Annotated in this window: 15 protein-coding genes; 5 read left to right on the plus strand and 10 right to left on the minus strand. The window is 64.0% G+C overall.

The window, feature by feature from the left end; translation table 11 throughout:
• The 4 genes from WCY17_RS11720 to WCY17_RS11735 all read right to left on the minus strand — a co-directional run bounded on the left by WCY17_RS11720 (window position 1) and on the right by WCY17_RS11735 (window position 5,277).
• A complete protein-coding gene (locus tag WCY17_RS11720; RefSeq protein ID WP_372702369.1) occupies window positions 1-1,767 on the minus strand; it encodes an acetolactate synthase 3 catalytic subunit in 1,767 nt (588 codons plus the stop codon).
• 423 nt (window positions 1,768-2,190) lie between these two features.
• A complete protein-coding gene (locus tag WCY17_RS11725; RefSeq protein ID WP_372702370.1) occupies window positions 2,191-3,729 on the minus strand; it encodes a malonyl-CoA synthase in 1,539 nt (512 codons plus the stop codon).
• A gap of 1 nt (window position 3,730) precedes the next feature.
• Window positions 3,731-4,504, minus strand: coding sequence for a peroxide stress protein YaaA (yaaA, locus tag WCY17_RS11730; protein ID WP_372702371.1), 774 nt, complete (start codon window positions 4,502-4,504; stop codon window positions 3,731-3,733).
• 41 nt (window positions 4,505-4,545) lie between these two features.
• Complete coding sequence (locus WCY17_RS11735) at window positions 4,546-5,277, minus strand: TerC family protein (RefSeq protein WP_372702372.1); 732 nt, start codon at window positions 5,275-5,277, stop codon at window positions 4,546-4,548.
• 261 nt (window positions 5,278-5,538) lie between these two features.
• Between WCY17_RS11735 and WCY17_RS11740 the strand changes: the two genes are divergently transcribed.
• Window positions 5,539-6,375: a universal stress protein gene (locus WCY17_RS11740; protein WP_372702373.1), complete on the plus strand. Its 837-nt coding sequence runs from the start codon at window positions 5,539-5,541 to the stop codon at window positions 6,373-6,375.
• A gap of 174 nt (window positions 6,376-6,549) precedes the next feature.
• Here WCY17_RS11740 and WCY17_RS11745 read toward each other — a convergent pair whose 3' ends face one another.
• Window positions 6,550-7,965, minus strand: coding sequence for an amidase (locus WCY17_RS11745; protein WP_372702374.1), 1,416 nt, complete (start codon window positions 7,963-7,965; stop codon window positions 6,550-6,552).
• A 151-nt stretch (window positions 7,966-8,116) separates the two neighbouring features.
• Window positions 8,117-9,115: a 2-hydroxyacid dehydrogenase gene (locus WCY17_RS11750; protein ID WP_372702375.1), complete on the minus strand. Its 999-nt coding sequence runs from the start codon at window positions 9,113-9,115 to the stop codon at window positions 8,117-8,119.
• 224 nt (window positions 9,116-9,339) lie between these two features.
• Here WCY17_RS11750 and WCY17_RS11755 point away from each other — a divergent pair, with 224 nt between their 5' ends.
• Genes WCY17_RS11755 through WCY17_RS11765 form a run of 3 tightly spaced genes read left to right on the plus strand, consistent with a single transcriptional unit; the run spans window position 9,340 to window position 13,105 of the window.
• Window positions 9,340-11,580 (plus strand): TonB-dependent receptor, encoded by a 2,241-nt coding sequence (locus tag WCY17_RS11755; protein WP_372702376.1) that lies wholly within the window; start codon window positions 9,340-9,342, stop codon window positions 11,578-11,580.
• A complete protein-coding gene (locus WCY17_RS11760; RefSeq protein WP_372702377.1) occupies window positions 11,580-12,431 on the plus strand; it encodes a tetratricopeptide repeat protein in 852 nt (283 codons plus the stop codon). The genes WCY17_RS11755 and WCY17_RS11760 overlap by 1 nt, the downstream gene beginning before the upstream one ends.
• Entirely contained in the window at window positions 12,425-13,105 is a 681-nt protein-coding gene (locus tag WCY17_RS11765; RefSeq protein WP_372702378.1) for a Fe2+-dependent dioxygenase, read from the plus strand. The genes WCY17_RS11760 and WCY17_RS11765 overlap by 7 nt, the downstream gene beginning before the upstream one ends.
• Here WCY17_RS11765 and serB read toward each other — a convergent pair.
• Window positions 13,102-13,956, minus strand: a complete 855-nt coding sequence (gene serB / locus WCY17_RS11770; protein ID WP_372702379.1) for a phosphoserine phosphatase SerB — start codon at window positions 13,954-13,956, stop codon at window positions 13,102-13,104. The genes WCY17_RS11765 and serB overlap by 4 nt on opposite strands.
• 53 nt (window positions 13,957-14,009) lie before the next feature.
• On the opposite strand from serB, the gene WCY17_RS11775 reads away from it, so the two are divergent.
• A complete protein-coding gene (locus WCY17_RS11775) occupies window positions 14,010-15,131 on the plus strand; it encodes an alpha-hydroxy-acid oxidizing protein (RefSeq protein WP_372702380.1) in 1,122 nt (373 codons plus the stop codon).
• Window positions 15,132-15,162: 31 nt separating this feature from the next.
• On the opposite strand, the gene WCY17_RS11780 is transcribed toward WCY17_RS11775, so the two are convergent.
• Genes WCY17_RS11780 through WCY17_RS11790 form a run of 3 tightly spaced genes read right to left on the minus strand, consistent with a single transcriptional unit; the run spans window position 15,163 to window position 18,775 of the window.
• Entirely contained in the window at window positions 15,163-15,774 is a 612-nt protein-coding gene (locus WCY17_RS11780; RefSeq protein WP_372702381.1) for a DUF2818 family protein, read from the minus strand.
• A gap of 16 nt (window positions 15,775-15,790) precedes the next feature.
• Window positions 15,791-17,275 (minus strand): NADH-quinone oxidoreductase subunit NuoN, encoded by a 1,485-nt coding sequence (gene nuoN / locus WCY17_RS11785; protein WP_372702382.1) that lies wholly within the window; start codon window positions 17,273-17,275, stop codon window positions 15,791-15,793.
• Between the two features lie 12 nt (window positions 17,276-17,287).
• Window positions 17,288-18,775: an NADH-quinone oxidoreductase subunit M gene (locus WCY17_RS11790; protein ID WP_372702383.1), complete on the minus strand. Its 1,488-nt coding sequence runs from the start codon at window positions 18,773-18,775 to the stop codon at window positions 17,288-17,290.
• Window positions 18,776-18,848: the final 73 nt, after the last annotated feature.

The following is an 18,848-nucleotide window of genomic DNA, read 5'->3' on the forward strand; positions in this document are numbered from 1 at the left end:
TCACAGATCCTCGGAACCCAGCAACATCTCGGTCAGGCCACGGCCTGCCTTGACCATGGGCCAGACGTTTTCCGTCTGATCCGTGACGAAGTCCATGAACACCAGCCGGTCCTTGTACTTGCCGAACGCTTCGCGCAGCGCGGGTTCCACATCGGACGGGCGGGTGATGCGCATGCCGATGTGACCGTAGCTTTCGACCAGTTTCACGAAATCCGGCAGGGCGTCGACGTAGGACTCGGAATAGCGTGAGCCATATTCGATCTGCTGCCACTGGCGCACCATGCCCAGGTACCTGTTGTTCAGGCACACGATCTTGGGTGTCAGCCTGTACTGGCTGCAGGTGGACAGTTCCTGGATGTTCATCTGGATGGAGCCCTCGCCCGTGATCACGGCGACATCCCGATCCGGGTTGGCCATCTGCACGCCCATGGCAAAGGGCAGACCCACGCCCATGGTGCCCAGACCGCCCGAATTGATCCAGCGGCGCGGTTCCGGAAATGGATAATACTGGGCAGCCCACATCTGGTGCTGACCCACATCGGAGGTGACGAATGCCTGGCCGCGCGTGATCTCCCAGAGTTTCTGCACCACGAACTGCGGCTTGATGAGTTCGTCCGAATTTTCATAGTCGAGGCACTTGCGCGCCCGCCAGCCATCGATCTGCTTCCACCAGCCTTCGAGACGGCTGCCCTGTGCATCTTTCTCGGCCATGGCCTGCGCGTACAGACCCATGAAATCCTGCAGCACCTCCTTCACGTCGCCCACGATGGGCACATCGACGCGCACCCGCTTCGAAATGGAGGAAGGATCGATATCCACATGGATGATCTTGTGGGGCACCTGCGCAAAGTGTCTGGGATTGCCGATCACCCGATCGTCGAAGCGTGCGCCTATGCCGATCAGCACGTCACAGTTCTGCATCGCCATATTGGCTTCGTAGGTGCCGTGCATGCCGGGCATGCCCACAAACTGAGCGTCGGTGCCCGGCAAGGCCCCCAGGCCCATCAGCGTCGTGGTGCAGGGCGCGCCGGTCAGGCGCACCAGCTTGCGCAGTTCGTCGGCCGCATTGGCCAGCACGACGCCGCCACCCGCATAGATCATCGGCCGCTCGGCGGCCAGCATGAGCTGGACCGCCTTCTTGATCTGGCCATGATGGCCCTTGGTGACCGGCGCGTAGGACCGCATCACCGTAGGCCCACGGCGGGGCTGATACTTGCATGGCGCCACCGAGACATCCTTGGGAATATCGACCAGCACGGGCCCGGGCCGCCCCGACCGGGCGATATAGAAGGCCCGACGCATGGTTTCAGCCAGGTCCTTGACGTCACGCACCAGGAAATTGTGCTTGACGGCGGGCCGCGTAATGCCCACGGTGTCGCATTCCTGGAAGGCATCCTGGCCGATCGCATGGGTGGGCACCTGGCCTGTGATGATCACCATGGGGATGGAGTCCATATAGGCTGTTGCAATGCCGGTGACCGCATTGGTCACCCCGGGCCCGCTGGTGACCAGGCAGACCCCCACCTTGTCGGATGAGCGTGAGTACGCATCGGCGGCATGCACGGCAGCCTGCTCGTGACGCACCAGAATATGCTTGAATTTGTCCTGCTTGTAGATTGCGTCGTAGATGTAGAGGACCGCGCCCCCAGGGTAGCCGAACACGTGCTCGACCCCTTCTTCGATCAGACAACGCACGACGATGTCGGCGCCATTGGTTTCCATGATGATTTCCTTTTCGACCTGTGCGTTGCACCAGGCGGCCTTCATGGCCTGGGCCAGTGCCGGCATCCCGCGGCATGATCCGATGGCTGGGCGATTCACGGAACCGCTGCGCCCGGACACCCCACGGAGCCCGCCTGTACCCCCTTGGCACAGTGCACGTTGCGCTGCCTGCAGCGCACAGTGGTTGAAACGAACGCCCGAGGCAAGGCTTGTGGCCCGGCTCGGAGCATGTAGAACGTGGCATTGCAGGTCTGGTGGATCACCCGACCCGGTGCCAGGCAGTTGACCCCTGCAGGATGATGCAGGGCAATGAGGTAATTTACCGCGTTGCAACATCGACTGCAAGTGGATGTTGCAGAAGGCCGGCGGGGATGGCCGGGCCTGAACTCAGGCCAGTATCCCGGCCGCCGTCACAGCACCACGACGCAGCGCGAGCGCGCTGAGGGGCGGGCGTTGCCGCGCGCAGGATCAGGAAGGATCCGCATACTGTTGCCGCAGCATGTTCTTCTGGACCTTGCCCATGGTATTGCGCGGCAGCGCCTGTATTTCGACAATCGCTCGGGGCACCTTGAAACGGGCCAGACGCACCTTGAGTTCGGCCTGCATGCTCGCCAGATCCAGCCCGGCGCCCTCGCGAGGCACCACGACCGCCATGACCGATTCGCCGTAATCGGGATGCGGCACCCCGAAGACGGCGGACTCCTGTACACCGGGCATGGCATCCAGGACGAGTTCGATTTCCTTCGGGTACACGTTATAGCCCCCGGAAATGATCAGATCCTTGCTTCGGCCCACGATGCTGAGATAGTGATCCGGGATCCCGGCACCCCCGAATACGCCAATGTCGCCAGTGCGAAACCAGCCATCATCGGTGAACTCTTCGCGTGTTTTTTCCGGCATGCGCCAGTAGCCGGAAAACACATTGGGGCCACGAACCTGCACATGGCCGGGCTGCCCGGCCGGCAAAGGCTGGCCATCATCACCGACCACCCGCACGGCCACCCCAGGCAAGGCCGGCCCCACCGTGCCGGCCAGGCGCTCGCCGAGGGCCGGATCACAGGGATTGGACGTGTTCATGTTGGTTTCGCTCATGCCATAGCGCTCGAGGATCGTCATCCCGGTGCGCGCGCGGAATTCTTTGAAGGTATCCTCGAGCAGGGGTGCCGACCCCGAGATGAACAGGCGCATGTTGCGGCACAATGCCCGGTCGAAGCGCGGATCGGCCAGCAGGCGCACGTAATACGTGGGCACCCCCATCATCATCGTGCAGCGCGGCAGTTCGCGCAGCGCCTGATCGATGTCCAGGCGCGGCAGCCAGATCATGCGGGCGCCCGCCAGCAAGGCCCCGTTGGCGGCCACGAACAGGCCGTGCACATGGAAGATGGGCAGCATGTGCAAAAGCACGTCATCCTGGCGCCAGCCCCAGAAATCCTTCAGGGTGAGCGCATTGGCGCCCAGGTTGCCATGTGTGAGCATGGCCCCCTTGCTGCGCCCCGTCGTGCCGGACGTATAGAGGATCGTGGCCAGATCACCCGGATTGCAGTGCACGGTTTCGAAGGCCGTGGGCAGGCCTTCGAGTGCGCGCATCAGGCTGCCGCTGCCATCGGCCTCCAGCGTATGCACGTGTTGCGCGCCATGCTGCAGGGCCAGTGGTTCGCACCAATGGCGAGAGGCCTCGGTGCAGATCACGACGGCAGGCTGGGCATCGGACAGGAAATAAGCGACCTCGGCCTCTTGGTAGGCCGTGTTCAGCGGCAGATAGACGAAGCCGGCACGCAAGGTCGCCAGGTACAGCATGAGCGCTTCGGGGGATTTTTCGACCTGGACGGCCACCCTCGAACCGGGTGCAATGCCCGTGGATGCCAGCCAGGCCGCCATCCGCCCGCTGAGGGACTCGACATCCTGCCACGTATGAACACGTGTGGGCGTTTCGATGGCCACTGCCTGGCGATTCTTGGGGAAACCCGATTGCAGCACCCCGTACAGATTGGCATTGAGCGCGCTCATGTCAGCCACCCCGCCGGAACACCAGACGGGCCTCATCCGACTGCGGCGCATGCCAGGCATAGCCCTCGGCAGCAAAGCCTCGCAGCTGTTCGGACGATTCGATCTGCTGTTCGATGATATGACGGGCCATCAGCCCACGGGCCCGCTTTGCATGCAGGCCGATCACTTTCCATGCCCCGTCTTTCAGGTCCTGGAACACGCACTCGATGACCCGGCCCTGCAAGCGTGGTATCTGGACCGATCTGAAATACTCGGCCGAAGCCAGGTTGACCAGAACCCGCTCCCCGGCCAGCGCATCGAGGCGGCGATTCAGTTCATCAGCGATCTGCCCGCCCCACCATGCGTACAGGTTCGCACCACGCGCCGTTTCGAGGCGAGTACCCATTTCGAGCCGGTGCGGCTGGATCAGGTCGAGCGGCCGCAGCACCCCATACAGGCCGCTGAGCAATGCAAGATGATCCTGTGCCCAGGCCATCTGCTGGCTGTCGAGCGAGCCCGCCTGCAGCCCCGCGTACACATCGCCGTCAAAGGCCAGCACCGCCTGACGCGCATGCTGCAGGTCGGGATCGGCCACCCAGCCGGCATAGCGGTGGGCGTTGAGCTCGGCCAGGGCGGCTGAAAGCTTCATGAGGCGCCCGAGGGCGTCAGGGCCCAGCGTCTGCAGACGGGCCGCAAGTTCGTTGGCCTGATCGAGGAACACCGGCCGTGTGTGCGCGGTCACGCGCAACGGGGAGTCAAAATCCAGCTTTTTCGCGGGCGACAGAACCACCAACATGATGTGACCTCCTTCGAGACAGGCCAGTGTACCGCGCCGCCTCAGGCCAGACGACGGTTACGGGCATGGCGCCGCCTTGCCACCAGCCGGCCTGCAGCCATCACCAGAATCGCCCCCAGGGCTTCTGCGCCCCATACCCCCCATGTGGGCAGGGGGCCATACCAGCGCTCCACTGCGGCATCACCCACCAGCATGCCGCCCGCAATCCAGCCCAGCAGCCCTGCCCCCAGGGTGACAATGACAGGGAAGCGGTCGATGCACTTGAGCACCAGCGTGCTGCCCCAGATGATCACCGGCACGCTGAACAGCAGGCCAAAGATCACCAGGCCAAGCTGATGCCCTTCGGCGGCCGCCTGTGCCGCGCCCGCAATGGCGATCACGTTATCCAGGCTCATGACCACGTCGGCAAGCACAATGGTACGTATGGCCGACAGCAGCGACGGACCCGCCTGGATCTCGCCATGGGGGTGGGCTTCCGGCAGGAGCAGCTTCACACCGATCCAGAACAGCAGCAGTGCGCCTGCAACCTTCAGGCCGGGGAACTCGAGCAGGGTCATGGCAAAGCTGATCAGGATGATGCGCAAAACGATCGCCCCGCCCGTGCCCCAGAGGATGCCCAATACGCGCTGGCGCTGCGGCAGCCGACGACAGGCCAGCGCAATGACCACTGCGTTGTCGCCCCCCAGCAGGATGTCGATGAGGATGATCTGGAAGACCGCCGGCCAGTGCAGGGTCAGGAAGAAATCAGATAAAGAGGCAATGAGATGGTGCACGAGGACTCCAGAAAAAAGCCGGACACTTCAGTGGCCGGCGTTTCCAGAAGTTGCACCTTGCCCCTGAACGGCAAGGTCTTGCCCGCAGCCTGAAACAGACTGCCCGTGCACCGGAAGCCCGCGATGGAGCAACGTATTGACGACACAACGGCGGGAGGGCGACTCCCCTTGTTGAGGAAAATTATAGACGAATCCGAAGGCCGATGGCATGATGGCATCTGCAAAACGAATTGCAAGACTGAATCTCACGGGGGTATACACATGCTGGGGCGTATCGGTATTCATCTGAATCAGGATCACACCTGCGAAAGGCGCATCGACATCGGCTTGCGGCTGGCGGCGGCCCATGGCGCCGAAGTGGTGGGCATCTACCCGGCATCGGGCGTCGCGGGGCTGCAGCAGGACGACAACATCCTGCCACAGGAAGTGCGCTCGGCCCTGCGCAGCCGCCAGGACGAGCACCGCGAGGCCACCCGCGCGCGCTTTCTCGAAAAGGCCCAGGCTGCTGGCGTGGCCTGCCAATGGCGCACGCCAGGGGGCGATGTAGACGACGCCCTGGCACTGCACGCACGCTATTGCGACCTGCTGGTCATGAGCAAGGTCGACCCGGCCGACAGTTTTTCATCGCTGCGCCCGAACCTGCCCGAAGCCGTCGTCATGGCCGCTGGCCGGCCGGTTCTCATGGTGCCCAACCATGGCCATTTCGAAACCATAGGCCAGCGTATCCTCTATTGCTGGGATCAGCGCCGCGAATCCGCCCGCGCCTTCACCGACGCCGCACCCTTGCTGCGCGAATGCAAGTCACTGGTCGTGCTCGAAATCGACCGCAACGAAAAACTGGCCACCGAACGCGACCTGCGCGATGACGACTTCGCCCATTACTGCCGCAGCCTCGGCTACCCGGAACCCAGGCACATGCTCAAGGAAAGCACGGGCTACGGCGTGGGCAACGTCATCCTGAACACGGCCGCCGACACCGACCGCGATCTGATCGTCATGGGGGCCTATGGCCATAGCCGCATGCGGCAATGGATCATGGGCGGGGCCACCAGCACCCTGCTGTCCAGCATGACCGTGCCCGTATTGCTGGCCAACTGACTTGTCGGCCAGCTGACAGCGCCGCGGGCCCGTGGCAACACACGGGCTGCAGGCCAGCACCGCCACAGGCGCAGGCCGGCGCCAATATTGCGCGCCGGCCTGCCGCTGCACACCAACCAGAATGGGCGCCCGCCTGCCGGTGCACACCAGCCAGACTGCGCGTCGGCCTGCGGCTCAGGCGCCGGCCAGCGCACCCAGATCGGGGCGCCGTTCGTGCCAGCGGGTTTCCTTCTGGTAGGCACAACCGATGCGCAGGGCCATGGCCTCGTCATACTGGCGGCACAGAACCTGAACCGAAGTGGGCAGGCCCAGTGCATCATGCCCATTGGGCAGCGCCATGCCGCAGAGGTTGAGGAAATTGCCAAAACGGGTAAAGCGCGACGGGCTGCTGTTCTCGTCGACCTCATCGAGCGGGATGGCGGTGCTGGCCGTAGTCGGCGTCAGCAGGGCATCCACTGAATCGAAGATCCGGTCGAAGGCCTCGATCGATGCCTTGCGCTGTGCCAGCGCCTGCAGATAGCCACTGGCCGTGATCTCACGCCCGGCAAGCACCCGGGCCCGCACGGCTTCATCAAGCGGCTGGCGCGCATCATCGACCATATCGTGCAACAAGGCATAGCTTTCGGCTGACATGACAAGGCCATTGAGGGTGGCCACCTCGGCAAAATTGACGGGCAGGGTCAGTGTGACGATCTCCGCCCCCATGCGCGCGAATTCATCCAGGGTTCGGTCATAGGCATCGAGCACGGGCTGCGTAACGCCGACGCGTTCGCTGTCGGGCATGCGTGCGAACCGCAGGCCGGCCACACCCCGGCCAGGCCCGGCCCGACCTGGCTCGGAGGGCAGGCCCAGTGTACGAGAGTCCAGTGGATCCGGGCCCTGCATGATCTGATACAGCAATGCCGCATCCTGCGCTGTGGCCGTCATCGGACCCGGAGTGTCCAGCGTCGGACTCAGATTCAGAACGCCGTAATTGCTGATGCGCCCAGCCGATGTCTTCAAACTGCTGATGCCGCACCAGGACGCCGGCAAGCGCACCGAGCCCCCTGTGTCGGTACCAACGGCCCAGGGTGCCAGGCCAGCGGCCACGGCTACACCGGAACCACTGCTGGATCCCCCGGGGATGCGCGCTCGCGACAGATCCCATGGGTTCCATGGGGCGCCCATGCCAGGATTGGTGCCCCAGCCGCCGTAGGCGAATTCGACCATGTGCGTCTTGCCGAGAATGATCATGCCCTGCCCCAGCAGGCGCTGGACGAGCGTGGCCGTGATGGATGAATGCCGCTGCCCCCACGCCGCGCAGCCGGCCGTGGTGATACGGCCATCGATCTCGACCAGATCCTTGATGGCCACCGGAATGCCATGCAAGGGGCCAAGAGCGTGCCCCGCGCGCAAGGCCAGATCGGCCGCCTGGGCCGCCAGCCGGGCGTCATCGGCATAGACTTCGGAATACGCGTGCAGCCTGCCATCGAATGCCGCAATACGGTCAAGATAGGCCTCGACCAGTTCAACGGCAGAAATCTGCCGGGCGGAAAGGGCCTCGGATTGCCGAGTGATCGACCAGCTTGTCAGGTCGGTGGATGTACCCATGGTGTCTCCATTTCGTCTTGGGTTTCAAGTACTGCCCACTCGCCGATACCCGCCCGCATAGGTGGCTGCAGTTCGTCGTCGAGCGTCAATCGTGATTGAATGTATCTGCCCTGCGGCTGATCAGCGATGCGCCACGGCATGGCGCTTTGAATCACGGCCGGGCCACCTCGGGATTGATCGGTGTATGCACCTTGCCTTCGGTCAGCCAGCCGATCAGGTTGTCACAGGCCAGATTGATCATGGCCTTGCGGGTAGGCACCGAGGCACTGCCGATATGCGGGGTCAGCACCACGTTGGTGCAGGCGAGCAGATCAGGATGCACACGCGGTTCGCCCTCGAATACATCGAGCCCGGCTGCAGCCAGCCTGCCTTCCTGCAGGGCGCGCGCCAGCGCCGCGTCATCGACCACGCCGCCGCGCCCGATATTCACCAGTGTGGCCGTGGGCTTCATGAGCGCCAGCTGGTCGGCGCCGATCAGATGGCGGGATTCTGCAGCGTAGGGCACCACCAGCACGACGTGATCCGCGCTGCGCAACAGATCGTCCAGCCCGAGATAACGCGCCCCCAGCGCCTGCTCGGTGCTTTCGGGCAGGCGCGTGCGGTTGTGGTAGACGACTTGCATGTCAAAGCCCCGCGCCCCCCGGCGGGCAATGGCCTGGCCGATCCGCCCCATGCCCACGATACCCAGCGTACTGCCATGAATGTCCTGCCCCGTGAGCATGTCCCAGGACCAGCGATCCCAACGCCCGGCGCGCAAATAATGCTCGGACTCGGTGATCCGCCGTGCAGCCGCCATGAGCAGCACGAAACCCAGATCGGCCGTGGTTTCGGTCAATACGCCTGGCGCATTGGTGGCCAGCACCCCGGCCGCCGTCATGGCGGGGACATCGAAATTGTCGTAACCCACCGACATGTTGGCGCAGATTTTCAGATCGGGGCAGCGCGCCAGCAACGCGGCATCGATGCGCTCGCCCCCCGTCGTGAAGGCCCCCTGCTTGCCCTGCAGGCGCTCGATCAGTTCTTCCTGGGACCAGAGCTCGTCGCCCTGGTTGGCCGTGACATCGAAATGTTCTTCCAGGCGCTCGAGTGCGGCAGGGAAGACAGCCCGGCAGACCAGTACGGCCGGGCGTGCGGATGAACGTTGCGTCATATCGTGGTTCCTGATGGCGATGCACAATGTTTCAAGCATATCAGCCTGTTGCGCGTTTTGCAGGAAAACCGGCACCGACGGCTCATCCAGCAGGGAGAATCGGCTGGCGCTCGAACAGAATGGACCCGCACCATGTAAATATGAATTGTATTGAGAACGCTTCTCGTTTAGAATTTATTTCGGATTGAATTCCAAATTGATCTTTGTCATCTTCGGAGACGTCCTTGAACAACATACCCGAACCCTCATCGGCCAGGCTGGGCGGCAGCCTGGCCACCGCACTGGCCACGCCGGCCCTGCTTCTCCTGCCCCAGACCGGTCAGGCCCAGAGCATGGAGCCCGCTGAATTGTCGCCCATCCGTGTACAGGGCGAAAAGCCGGCTCCATTCCGCGTGGACGAATCCGCCTCCAGCAAATTTTCCGAGCGCCTGCTGGATACGGCCCGCTCCGTGGAAATCATCCCCATGGAGGTCATACAGAGTCAGGCTGCCAGCACCCTGACTGACGTACTGCGCAATTCACCCGGCATCACATTCGGTGCGGGCGAAGGGGGCAACCCCCTGGGCGACCGTCCCTTCATCCGCGGCTACGACGCACAGTCCAGCACCTACATCGACGGCATGCGCGACATAGGCGCCACATCACGCGACATCTTCAATACCGAGCAAGTCGAAATCATCAAGGGCCCCGACAGCGTCTATGCGGGCCGCGGCGGTGCGGGCGGCAGCATCGACCTGGTCAGCAAGACCGCCAGGCTGCGCGATTTCACCGATGTATCGCTGGGCCTGGGTACATCCCGCTACCGTCGAGCCACCGTGGACAGCAACTGGATGCTGGGCGAGCACTCGGCCTTGCGACTCAACCTGATGGGCCACAGGCAGAATGTGGATGGCCGCGATTCAGTGGACTACAAGCGCTGGGGCGTGGCCCCTGCCATCAGCTTCGGCCTGGGCACGCCGACCCGGGTCTCATTGTCGTACTACCACATGCAATATGACGATACGCCCGACAGCGGCATTCCTTACACCAGGCCAGCCGACCCAGATGCCATGCGGCGTCCCTTCGATGTCGATCGCCACAATTTCTACGGTCTGGACAGCGACTACCGCAAGGGTCGAAACGACATGGCCACGCTGCGCGTGGAACATGACTTCAGCGACCGTCTCACGCTGATCAACCAGGCGCGCTACACCCACAGCACACAGAAGTATGTCGTCACCCAGCCTGACGACAGCAAGGGCAACGTCAACCATGGCCTGGTCTGGCGTCGGGCCAACACGCGCGACAGCCGGGTCGCCACCTGGGCCAACCAGACCGAGTTGCAAGGCTCATTGGCCACGGGCAGCATACAGCATCGCTTTTTGCTGGGCATCGAACTGTCGGAAGAAAAAGGTCGCAAAGACAGCCTGGACGTGAACCGCGGCACGGGCGACTGCCCGCCCGGCAGCGCAGGAGCGGCGTCCGGCTACAACTGCACCAGCCTGTGGAATCCCGACCCTTCCGATCCCTGGCGCGACATCGGCACAGGAGATCCCAGGGGTGAAAACAGCACGACCCGCACGTTGACGCGCTCCATCTATGCCTTCGACACGCTGGCGCTGAGCGAACGGTGGCTGGCCTCGGTGGGCCTGCGGCTGGACGACTACCGCACGCGTCTGACGCCCTACGGCCAGCACGGCGTAGACCGCCACGATACCTTGTTCAACTACCAGCTGGGCCTGGTCTACAAGCCAGCCGACAACGGCAGCATCTATGCCACGTTCGGTACGTCTTCCACACCGGCCGGGGCCACACTGGGCGAAGGCAGCGAGACCCAGGGGCTGACGCCCAACTGCCGCGGAGGCACCTGTAGGGGTGCAAATGCCGCCGACATGGCTCCGGAGAAAAACCGGATCTATGAATTGGGCACGAAATGGGATTTCCTCGACCGGCGCCTGGGCCTGACAGCCGCCCTGTTTCGCATCGAAACCACCAATGCCCGCGTGACACTGCCCAGCGGCGACTACGCGATGGCCGGTAAAAAGCATGTGGATGGTTTCGAACTGGGTTTCTCGGGCAGCATCACCCCCCAATGGCAGGCCTACGGCGGCTACACCTACCTGCGCAGCCGTATCGACGACGACGGCGCCAGCGGCGCGGCCTCCGATGAGGGCAATGACTTCCCGAATACCCCGCGCAGCAGCTTCAGCCTGTGGAACACGTACGCGTTCACGCCCACGTTTACCGCGGGGCTGGGCGCCTATTACGTCGACAGGCAGTACGGCAATACGGCCAATACCACCAGCATCCCTGCCTACTGGCGCTTCGACGCCATGGCCAGCTATCAGGTGAACAAGATGATCGATATCCAGCTGAACGTGAACAACCTGTTCAACAAGACCTACTATGACAAGGCCTATGCGTCGCATTATGCGACGGTCGCAGCGGGGCGTTCGGTGATCGGCACCGTCAACCTGCACTTCTGATGCTGATCCTGCGCTTTTGCCGCCCCCTGTACGCCCAGGCCGCCGCTTCAGGCCGCTCGAGCCGATTCGATACCCGGGCCATCAACCAGGCAGATCCGGGCACGCTGGCCAGGGACTACACCCGCTTGCTGTCCGGCCCTCCCGGACAGGCGGCCGCCGCCGTCAAGGCAGCGGCCGAAGGCGGCGTCATCCAGGCCCAGCTGATCTACGGCCAATGGCTGCTCGATGGCCACGGCGTCACCCGCAACCCCGAAGCCGCCGTGCAGTGGTTCACCCATGCCGCACGCCACGGTAACCCGATGGCACTGAATATGCTGGGCCAGTGCCATGCACACGGCTGGGGGGTCGCGCCCAACCCGCTCATGGCAGCGTACTGGTACCGCCTGGCCGCACAGGGCGGGCTGGACTGGGGCATGTACAACTATGCCACTGCCCTGGCCCTGGGCCAGGGGGTGACACGCGATCGGCGGGCTGCGCTGGGCTGGTTCAGGGCGGCAGTCGCACTGGGGCATGCCAAATCCATGAACATGATCGGCAGCTTCCATGAAGACGGCTGGGTCGTCCCCCGGGATCTGAACGTGGCACTGCATCACTACGAGCGTGCGGCACAGGGTGGCGACTTTCGCGGGCAATTCAATGCTGCGCGCCTGCTGTTGCGCCAGGGTCAGCTTCAGGAGGCCCGGGCCTGGCTGGAACGGGTACCCGAGACGGCCACCCCGGCCTTCCTGCGCCAGGCGGCAACCTGGCTGCAGGCCCAGCCCGGTTGTACCGACCTGGCGGGCCGATTTTTCGTGCAGGCGGCCGCCCGAGCCGATCAGGGCGCGGACCGGGTCCGCAATCCATCATGTTGATCACCCTGCCCGACCTGCTGGACCATGAACAGGTCCGTGCCTGCCGTCAGGCGCTCGAGTCAGCCAGCTGGACGGATGGCCGGCGTACGGCAGGCCACGTGGCCGCCCGCGTCAAGGCCAACCACCAACTGGCCACGGACGATCCCGTGGCCCTGCAGATCGGCACACGCATCAGGCAGGCCCTGAGCGCACATCCCGTGTTCCAGTCAGCCGTACTGCCGGTACGCATCCTGCCACCGCGCTTCAATCGCTACGCGGGCGGCGAGCACTACGGATTGCACATCGACAACGCCATCTTCCGCCTGCCCGACGACCCGGGCCTGATCCGCTGCGACGTATCCACCACCGTGTTTTTCAGCGATCCCGAAGAATACGAGGGCGGTGAACTGATCGTGCAGGACACCTATGGCGACCAGCGCATCAAGCTGCCTGCCGGTCATGCGGTGGTCTACCCTGGCACCAGCCTGCATCGAGTCACACCGGTCACCCGCGGCGTACGCTACGGTTCATTCTTCTGGACGCAAAGCCTGGTGCGTGACGACAGCCGTCGCAACCTGCTGCTGCAGCAGGACGTGGCAATCCAGCGCCTCATCCAGAGCCAGGGTGACCAGGCTGCCATCGACGCACTGACCGGCGTGTACCACAACCTGCTGCGCCTGTGGTCGGAGATCTAGCCATGACGCAACCTGAACCACGACAGCACGCCGTCCAGCGGGCTGTAGTCCAGAGCGAAGCGGGCCTGCGCACGCACCACGGGCTTGGCCCGGTAGGCGACCGAATAATAGGCCTCCTGCATCATGGGCAGGTCATTGGAACCATCACCCAGTACGATGATCTGCTCGGGTGCCGCCTGGAGCCGGGCGGCCAGTTCGCGCACATGGCGGGCCTTGGCCGCCCCGTCGACGATATCGCCCAGCACGCGGCCGGTGAGAACACCGTCCACCACCTCGAGGGTGTTGGCATGCGCCGCATCCAGCGCGAGGCCACGGCGCAGGCGTTCGGTAAAGAACGTGAACCCTCCGGACACCAGCAAGACCTTCAGGCCGTGCGCTCGGGCCACCTCGATGAGACGCTCGGCCCCGGGATTGAGCCTCAGGCGTCGGGTGAAGACCTCATCGAGTGCGGTTTCCGGCAGGCCACGCAACAAGGCCACGCGCCGACGCAGGCTGTCGGCATAATCGGCGACCTCGCCGCGCATCGCCGCTTCGGTGATGGCCGCCACCTGGTCCTTGCAGCCCGCAACATCGGCCAATTCGTCCACACACTCGATATTGATGAGAGTCGAATCCATATCCATCGCGAGCAGCCTGCAACTGCTCAGCAAATCCACCGTATCCAGCCATGCGGCATCCAGGCGGGCCGCCCGGGCCAGCGCCAGCAACTCTGCGCGGCAGGCATCGTCCACATTCAGCAAACGCACCACCGTAGGACCGAGCTCTTGTACCCCGCCCGCACTGGCCACGGCGGCCAGGCGCTCTACATCGGCATGCAGGATGCGCGGTGCCTGCAAGATCACGTGCGCCATGAATCGCACCCATCCATTGTTGTCGAAAGCGCCATTATCCCAGAGTTCCCCGCATGACCCCACCCTGCACACCCGCATCGTCTGCCGCCGGTGCAGACCGCCCGCCCCTGAACGCCAGCGACTATGCCGCCCTGGCCCGTGCCCGCCTGGACCCGGCCGTGCTGACCTGGCTCGACTCGGGCGGCGCCGACGGGTTGACGCTGCAGGCCAACCGCCGCGCCTTTGATGCGCAACGCCTGTCGGGCCGCGTGCTGCGCCCCCTGCAAGGCGCTCATACCGGTCTGACTCTGGCCGGCCTGCCCCTGGCGCATCCAGTCCTGATTGCCCCCATGGCCTGGCACGGGCTGGTACACCCCGAGGCCGAAGTCGCTACGGCCCGGGCGGCGGCAGCCACCGGAACACCGCTGGTGCTCAGCTGCCAATCGGGCACCGCCATCGAAACGCTGGCGGCCCTGCCGCGGCCTGCGCACCTGTGGTTCCAGCTGTATGCCCAGCGCGAACGGGCACACACCCTGGCCCTGGCGCGGCGCGCATTGGATTCCGGTGCGCGCGCCCTGGTGCTGACGGTGGACGCGCCCGTGAACGGCGTGCGCAATGTCGAGCAGCACGGCGGCTTTCGTCGGCCACGCAGCATACGCAGTGTCCATCTGGAAGGGCTGTCGCCCCCTGTAGCGCGCCCGGTTGCGGGCAGCGGCAGCCCCTTGTTCGATAGCGGCCTGCTGGATGGCGCCCCCACCTGGGAGGACCTGGCCTGGCTGCGTGCCGCCCTGCCGGAAGCGCCACTATGGCTCAAGGGCATCCTGCACCCGGGCGATGCCTTGCTGGCGCTCGACTGCGGCGTGGATGGCCTGATCATATCCAACCACGGCGGACGCTGTCTGGACACCCTGCCCGCCACCCTGGACGCGCTGCCGGCAGTGACGCGAGCCGTGGCGGGACGGGCGCCCCTGATGCTGGACGGCGGGATACGGCGCGGTACGGATATCCTGAAAGCGCTGGCCGCCGGCGCACAGGCCGTGCTGGTTGGCCGCCCCATCCTGCATGCCCTGGCGGCAGGCGGCGCGCCGGCCGTGGCGCATCTGATCCAGATTCTGCGCGGCGAACTGGAAGTGGCCATGGCCCTGACCGGCTGCCGCACCCTGGCCGACGTGGATGCCGGCGTGCTGTACGGATAGCTGCCGGACAGGCCTTGCCTGCCGGCCCTCATCAGGCTCCGCGGCCGGGATGATGGCGGCGCTTCAGCATGTACCGCCATACGAAACCGGGATAGCCGAGCACCAGGAACAAGGCCAGCGTCACGGCATAGAATTCCCAGCCCTGCGGGAACGCATTGCCCAGATTCAATTCAAAGGAAAAGCCCAGCGTGCCCACCAGTATGTAACCGACCAGCACCTCGAGAAAACGGTCCACGAAAGGTTTGCCTGCAGCCGGATCAGGCCGCCGGGCGATGCGCGAAGCCACTGGTTCGGCGGGCCGTTCTTCATCCGCACGCGACCTCCTACCCAACGACAGCCCGGGCAGCCACAGCAGGACGCCAGCGGCCGCGACGCTGACCAGCAACTTGATCAGGAACAGGACGGCCAGACCCCCACCGCCCGCGAATGCCCCACCCACCAGCCACAGCGTTGCCCAGACCCACAACGCCAGCAGCAGCAGAAAGGCCAGGCACAGCAGCCAGGCCAGCCCGCTGTTGACCTGCACATTGCGCGCAGAGGCGCGCCATGGCCAGGGTGCGAGCGGCCGATTGCAGATGAAAGGCAGATTTGCCATCACCAGTGCACAGACGATGACAACCCAGGATGCGCCCGTCAGGGACATGAATGCTCGACCTGCCTCAGAAGCTGAGCGAATTCTGGATCACATGCACGCACAGTGCCATCAGGCCGCCCGGCAGAATCCCCAGGCCGACCACCAGCAAGCCATTGACCGACATCACGCTGCGCGTGACCGGCGTGCCCGAACCCACCGTGATGTGATCCTCGGGCTCATCGAAATAGGCCATTTTCACGACGCGCAGATAGTAGAAGCAACCAATCAGCGAGCACAGCACGGCAAACACGGCCACAGCCACATGGCCTGCGCCGATCAGGGCCTGCAGCACCACCAGCTTGGCATAAAAGCCGGACAGCGGCGGAATCCCGGCCAGCGAGAACATGGACAGCAACAGCACCCCCGCCAGCAACGGGTTGCGCCGGTTCAGCCCTTTGAGGTCGGAGATTTCCTCGGCCTCGAAGCCCTGCCGCGACAGGATCAGGATCATGCCGAAGGTCGACAGGGTGGTCAGTACGTAAATGACCACATAGAACAGGGCCGAACCATAGGCGGCCACAGCCGCACCCGACTGGCCTTCATAGACCCCGGAGAGCAGCCCGAGGAACACGAAGCCCATCTGACCAATGGTCGAATAGGCCAGCATGCGCTTGAAATTGGTCTGGGCAATGGCCACGATGTTGCCAACGGCCAGCGACAGCACCGCCATGATGAGCAGCATGGGCTGCCAGTCGAAGGCAATGCCATGCAGCGCCTCGATGAGCAGGCGCAGGGTGATCACGAAGGCGGCAAACTTGGGCGCTGCGGCGACCAGCAGGGTGACGGTGGTTGGCGCACCCTGATAGACGTCGGGCGTCCACATGTGAAAGGGCGCTGCCGTGAGCTTGAACGCCAGGCCGGAGACGATGAACACCACCCCGAAAGCCAGCGGCAGGCTCTGGGCCTCGCCCTGGCGGATGACCGCGGCAATCTCGGCCAGGCCGAGTTCACCCGTGGCGCCGTAGATCATGGACATGCCGTAGAGCAGAATGCCCGAGGCCAGGCAGCCCAGCACGTAGTATTTCATGGCGGCTTCGGTGGCCACCAGATGATCGCGGCGTACGGCAATCAGGGCGTACAGGGCGAACGACATGAGTTCGACCCCCAGATACACCGTGAGCATGTTGCCCGCGGAAATCATGATGAACTCGCCCAGAAGGGTGAGCAGGGCCAGCGAATACATTTCACCGCCACGCGCCACCATGTCGCGGTGCTCGGCATAGGCACGCCCGTAGATGAGCGTCACACCCACCGCGATCGCGGACAGGATTTTCATGAAATGGGCCAGCGAATCGGTGACGTACAGCGAACTGAACGTGCGCCCCTGCGTGTCCTCGCCCCATTGCCCCCAGGATACGAAGATGACGATCAGGATGGTGCCCATGGTCAGCATGAACGTCATGCGGCGGGTGGGCTCATTGCCGAACGCATCGATGAGCAGCACGGCGCCGGTGAGCACCAGCAGTACGATCTCGGGCGTGGCCAGGGCGAAGTCGAACAGATTATGCATGGTGTATCAGGCCTACAGTTTCGAGATGGACACGTGATCGAGCAGGGCTTGCACCGACGGGTGCATGAGCTCGGTGAAGAACCGCGGGTAGATCCCCAGGAACAGGACGAAGAAAGCCAGCAACCCCAGGATCAGGAACTCACGGCTGCATAGATCGCGCATGCCGTCGACCTGCTCGTTGGCCACCGGCCCCAGTGCAACCCGCTTGAACATCCAGAGCGAATAGCCCGCCCCCCAGATGAGTGCCGTCGCCGCCAGCAAGCCGATCCAGAAGTTGTACTGCACCGCGCCCAGAATGACCGTGAATTCGCCAATGAAGCCGCTGGTGCCCGGCAGGCCGGCATTGGCCATGGAAAACAGCAGAAAGTATGTGGCAAAGCGCGGCATGCGGTTGATCAGCCCGCCATACGCATCGATGCGCCGTGTGTGCAGCCGGTCGTACATGACCCCGATGCACATGAACATGGCGCCCGACACGAAGCCGTGCGAAATCATCTGGATGATGGCGCCTTCCAGGCCGGTGATGTTGAAGAGGAAAAAGCCCAGCGTCACGAAGCCCATGTGGGCCACCGAGGAATACGCCACCAGCTTCTTCATGTCGTCCTGCACGATCGCCACCAGGCCGATGTAGATCACCGCCACCAGCGACAGGGCGATCATGATGCCCGCCAGGCTGTGGGCCGCATCGGGCGTGATGGGCAGCGAAAAGCGCAGGAAGGCATAGGCGCCCAGCTTGAGCATGATGGCCGCCAGCACGATGGAGCCCCCGGTAGGGGCCTCGACGTGCGCGTCAGGCAGCCAGGTGTGGATGGGCCACATCGGCACCTTGACGGCAAAGGCCGCAAACAGGGCAATGAAGATCAGGATCTGCTCGGTGTAACCCAGCGGCATGTTCTGCCAGGTGAGGACATCGAACGAACCCCCCGCGACATGCCACAGGTAGATGAAGGCAATCAGGGTGAGCAGTGACCCCATCAGGGTGTAGAGGAAGAACTTGAACGCTGCATACACCCGGTTTGGCCCACCCCAGGCCCCGATGATGATGTACATGGGGATCAGGGTGGCTTCGAAGAACACATAGAACAGCATGCCATCGAGCGCACTGAAGACGCCGATCATCAACCCCGAAAGGATCAGGAAGGCGGCCATGTACTGCGCCACGCGCGAGCGTATGACTTCCCAGCCGGCCAGAATCACGATGATGGTGATGAAGGCCGTGAGCAGGATGAACCATACGGAAATGCCATCGATGCCCAGATGGTAGTTCAGGTGGAAGGTCTCGATCCAGGGGGCGAATTCGACAAACTGCATGTCGGCCGTCGTGGGATCGAAACCGGTGTACAGCGGCAGGGTGACCAGAAAGGCCACGATGGCGCCCACCAGCGACAGCACACGCGCCGGCCCGGGGTTGTCGTCGCGCCCGATGAGCAGCACCAGCAGGCCGAAGAAGATCGGCACGAAGATCGACAGGGTCAGCCAGGGGAGTGTTGAAGACGCCATTTCGCTAGCCATCAGTGAACCATCAAGACGAAGAATGTGAGAAACACCATGATGCCCAGGATCATGGCGAAGG

The sequence above is a fragment of the Castellaniella sp. genome, assembly GCF_041677825.1.
Taxonomy (GTDB): domain Bacteria; phylum Pseudomonadota; class Gammaproteobacteria; order Burkholderiales; family Burkholderiaceae_B; genus Castellaniella.